The following is a 4220-nucleotide window of genomic DNA, read 5'->3' as shown; positions in this document are numbered from 1 at the left end:
TGAGAGATGCGGTCAACAAGGCAGTCAGAAATATCGTAGATTATTGCGAAAATCACCAAATCAACGTCATAGTTTTTGGTTGGAACAAGGGGCAAAAGCAAGAAGTTAATATGGGTGGAATAACCAATCAGAACTTTGTCCAAATCCCTACCGCTAAAGTTAAAGATAGATTGCAACAAGAGTGCGACTCTCTAGGCTGGCGATTTGTAGAGCAAGACGAATCTTACACATCAAAAGCTAGTTTTTTAGACCAAGATTTGTTGCCAGTGAAAGTCGGTGAAAAACCCGACTATTGGCAACCATTAGGTAAAAGAATTAAACGAGGTTTGTACCGTTCGGCTCAGGGGCTAACTCTGAATGCAGATGTTAACGGTGCAGCCAACATCATCCGAAAATCAAAAGTAGCCATAGACTCAATTATTGAGCGAGTGGGTAGGGGGTTGCTGACTAACCCTTTAAGAATTAAACTTTGGGGGATAAATCCGCCCAAAGTTTGTCCTTAAGAATCCCCGCGTCTTTAGACCGGGGAGTGTCAATAGGTTGCTATCTGCAAGCGAAACAATTAAAACCCAGAAAATTATACCCTACGCTAATTGACAACTATGAGCAGTGTGAGTTATTTAGGCCCCAAAGAAGTTGCAGTGAATCAGGGAAGCGTCCTTGTCGGCACTTTTGACCCTAGTTTAGTATCAGCCATTTCTCTAGTAGCAGAAGATAAATATCCGCTTCCCATTACCCTCAACCAAACACTAGGCATCTGGTACTCTAGTTTAGAAAAAGGACTCAATCAAATAGGGATTCGCAACCTCCGCCTCAAAGGAACTAACAAAGCCGGTCAAGTTATTAGCGAACAGGCAATTAAAATTTTAGTTGCTAATGCTACATCAAACGAGCCAATTGTCAACGCGATTCCTCTGAGAGAAACCTTCTTTAAAGTCCAGCCAGCCGACAGCAGTAGTTTGACTCAGGAACAAAAAGTCACAGTCCCCGTAGGTCAAACTTATCAAGTTAAAAGTTACGAATATGCGAATGGCCATCTGAAAGTAGAACTGAATAACGCAATTTCTCCTGTAGGAAATATTGGCTACTTTTACGAACTGCACGTAATTCTGACTAAAGGCGCACAAATTCTCAATTTTAACCAATCTGGCTTGCCAACACCCCCCCCAGGAACGCAATTATTGTGGATAACTAAAACTACAAAAATCAAACTTTATCCCGAAGATTCTTCCAGTTTAGCACCAAGTCAGCAAGTAGAAATCGGTCAAGGTGAAACTTACACAATTCTTGGCTACGCCTGCGTTGAAAATCATTTTCGAGTCACCTTATCTCAACCGATACCAGGCTTTGGAAAATCGGGATACTTCTACTGGCAGCACGTTCAAATTTTACAAGAAGGCAAATCAGTAGTCTTCAATCAAAATGCGACGACCTTAACAATTCTCAATACCACTCCTTTCAAAAAGCAACCTATTGATTCTTCCAAACTCAAACCAGAAGACAAAACTACTCTAGCCGCCGGCATGATTTATGGAGTTTCTAGCTACAGCCTGGGAGACGGACATATCAAAGTTTCAATGACAGAAAACCTACCAAATTTTGGCAATACTGGTTATGTCTATTCTGACTTTGTGCAGCTAAGTCGTGGAGGAAAAACCTTCAATCCTGCTCCCAATTTAACTTATACTGGGCCCAGAGAAGTTTTAGTTAACCAGCCAACTCAATTGACTGGCACTTTTGACCGCCGCGAATCAGTTAGAGTTACTGTAGTAGCAGAAGATAAATATCCCCTCAATGTTGCTATCAATAGCAATGCAGGTACTTGGCAAGTATATTTAGCTAAGGGATTTAGTACCCCCGGTTCTCGCTGGCTAAGATTGAAAGCTACTAACAGTAAAGGTAATATTACTGGCAGTCAGATTGTTTACATTACAGTCACTACCGATCCTTTGACTGTGGGACAATCTTTAAAACTACAAATCCTCAAAGATACATTATTTAAAGTAGCTCCGATTGATTCTTCTTTGCTCGATCAACAGCAAAAAATTCTGGTCAAAGCTGGTCAGACTTTTACCGTTAGTAAATATGGATTAATTGACGGCCACCTGAAAGTATTGCTCGATTCGACAATCTCACCTATTGGGAATTTTGGCTACTTTTATGAGCCCGCCGTTCAGCTTAGTAAAGGCTCAAAAACTTTAAAGTTCGACATTGCCGATATCCCGGATACCCACCTAACTGCCCAGATGTTGGTAACGCGAACAACTCAGATTAAAGCCAGTCCTCAAGATTCATCCAATCTAGCAGCTAACCAAAGTGCTGAATTAATTTTAGGTAGCACTTATCCCATTACTGGGTATGCCTGTATTTCCGGCCACTTTCGCGTCACTTTGGCTGAATCAATTCCTGGTTTTGGGAATGTTGGATATATCTATTGGCAACACATTCAAATTAAGCGAGATGGGAAGGTTATAACTTTTGACACCGACGCAATCACGATGACAATGATGCAAACTACTGTGCTCAAAAAAAGACCAGTAGATGCTGTGAGTTTAAGTGAGGCGGAGAGAGTAACGCTGCCTTTAGGTCGAGTTTACGGAGTAGAAAGCTATGGTATAGATGGCAATCATTTAAAAGTTTCCCTCACCGAAGAACTGCCTAATTTTGGGAATACGGGTTATATATTTCCCAGTTATGTTGTTTTTAAGCGCGGAGATAAAACTTTCAATCCGATTCCAAATTATGTGGAATTGAATGTAGCTTATTTTTCGCAGCGGGATAATCCCCGTTTTTACTGGTCTACTTGCAATGTCACATCGATCGCAATGGTGCTTTATTATTATGGCGTGCGGTCTAAGGGGGGCGGCGATTTCGTAGATGAGTTGTTGCAGTGGTGTTTCAACTACGCGGGCCAAGGTTCTCAGACAGATCACACCGTACTTTCGGCAATGATCCGGGCCTACGGATTCAAGACAAGTTTTAGCACGACTCGCGGGTGGTCGGATCTGAAGTCAGAGTTGATTAATCGGCGGCCGGTGGTGTTAGCGGGTAGTTTTACCGCTACGGGACATATTTTGACCGTCATCGGCTACACTTCAGCAGGTTATATTGTCCAAGACCCTTGGGGTAACGCTCTAACTGGTTACAGCGATACTGAGGGCCGAAAGTTGCTCTATCCCTACAGCTATCTGGATCAAGTTGCTGGGCCTGATGGTAATATCTGGGCGCATTTTATCAGTCGGTAAAGTTTTATTACAAAAATCGGCATTTCGCGTAAAACCGAGGAGGTTCTGGAGATATAGATATAGTGAAGGTCAAATCCTGAAGGCCTCCAATAAGTAGATGTTGACAGTATTAACCTGCCTGAAAAGGTGGGTTTTTTTCTAATATCTGGTAGTGTGCTAAGTAGTTGGACAAAAATAAATAATGTCATTGCGAGCCAAGCGAAGCAATCCCAAACCCCTGCGATTGCTTCACTTCACTATCGTTCCGTTCGCAATGACATGGTTGCGTTTATTTATGTCCGACTACTTAAACTGGTGCAGCAGATAAAAAATGCTGAGCGCTTATTGATTTTAGAGGCTGTATTGTGACTATTAATTACCGAGTTGCAAAAATTGCCGATCTCACTATCCTTTTAGAACTTGTTAAAGAGTTCCATGAAAAGGAAAAATTGGCATTCGATGAACAACTCGATCGCGATGCCCTAGCATCTTTTTTGGGTGATGCTTCTTTGGGACAACTGTGGCTAATTCAGCAAAAAGATGAGGTAATTGGCTATATTATTTTGAGTCTGGGTTACAGTTTGGAATACCGAGGACGGGATGCCTTTCTTGACGAGTTTTACGTTCGCCCCAAATATCGCGGACAAGGCATTGGAACTCAGACCTTGACCTTTGCAGAGGAGACTTGCCGACTTTTAGGAATCAAAGCACTTCATCTGGAAGTAGATTTTGAAAATCCTGATGCACAGCGTCTTTATCACAGAGTCGGTTATCAACGTCATCACCGTTTTCTTATGACTAAAGATTTATGAGTCCCTTATGGTAATAGAGTAGCAAATTTGGTATTACTTCTCATTTAAAGCTTCTACTCCTTCCCATCCTTCGGGGACTCCATACTGTTGATATTTCTCACAACGCTTGATGTAAACCATCGTCGCTTTATCGCGAGGATTAATCTGTAAAACCTCCTGAAATATGTGTTTCGCCTCCTGAAAT

Annotated in this window: 3 protein-coding genes; all 3 read left to right on the top strand. The window is 42.0% G+C overall.

Annotated elements, in window-relative coordinates:
- A partial coding sequence (locus PY364_RS17015) for an IS200/IS605 family accessory protein TnpB-related protein (RefSeq protein ID WP_275524262.1) occupies window positions 1-503 on the top strand: 503 nt, incomplete at its 5' end.
- 99 nt (window positions 504-602) lie between these two features.
- Window positions 603-3245, top strand: a complete 2643-nt coding sequence (locus PY364_RS17010) for a C39 family peptidase (RefSeq protein ID WP_275524260.1) — start codon at window positions 603-605, stop codon at window positions 3243-3245.
- 344 nt (window positions 3246-3589) lie between these two features.
- Complete coding sequence (locus tag PY364_RS17005) at window positions 3590-4036, top strand: GNAT family N-acetyltransferase (protein WP_275524258.1); 447 nt, start codon at window positions 3590-3592, stop codon at window positions 4034-4036.
- Window positions 4037-4220: the final 184 nt, after the last annotated feature.

The sequence above is a fragment of the Kamptonema sp. UHCC 0994 genome (assembly GCF_029167235.1).
In the GTDB taxonomy this organism is placed as follows: Bacteria; Cyanobacteriota; Cyanobacteriia; order Cyanobacteriales; family Microcoleaceae; genus Kamptonema.
This window is presented reverse-complemented; position numbering and strand designations above follow the sequence as displayed.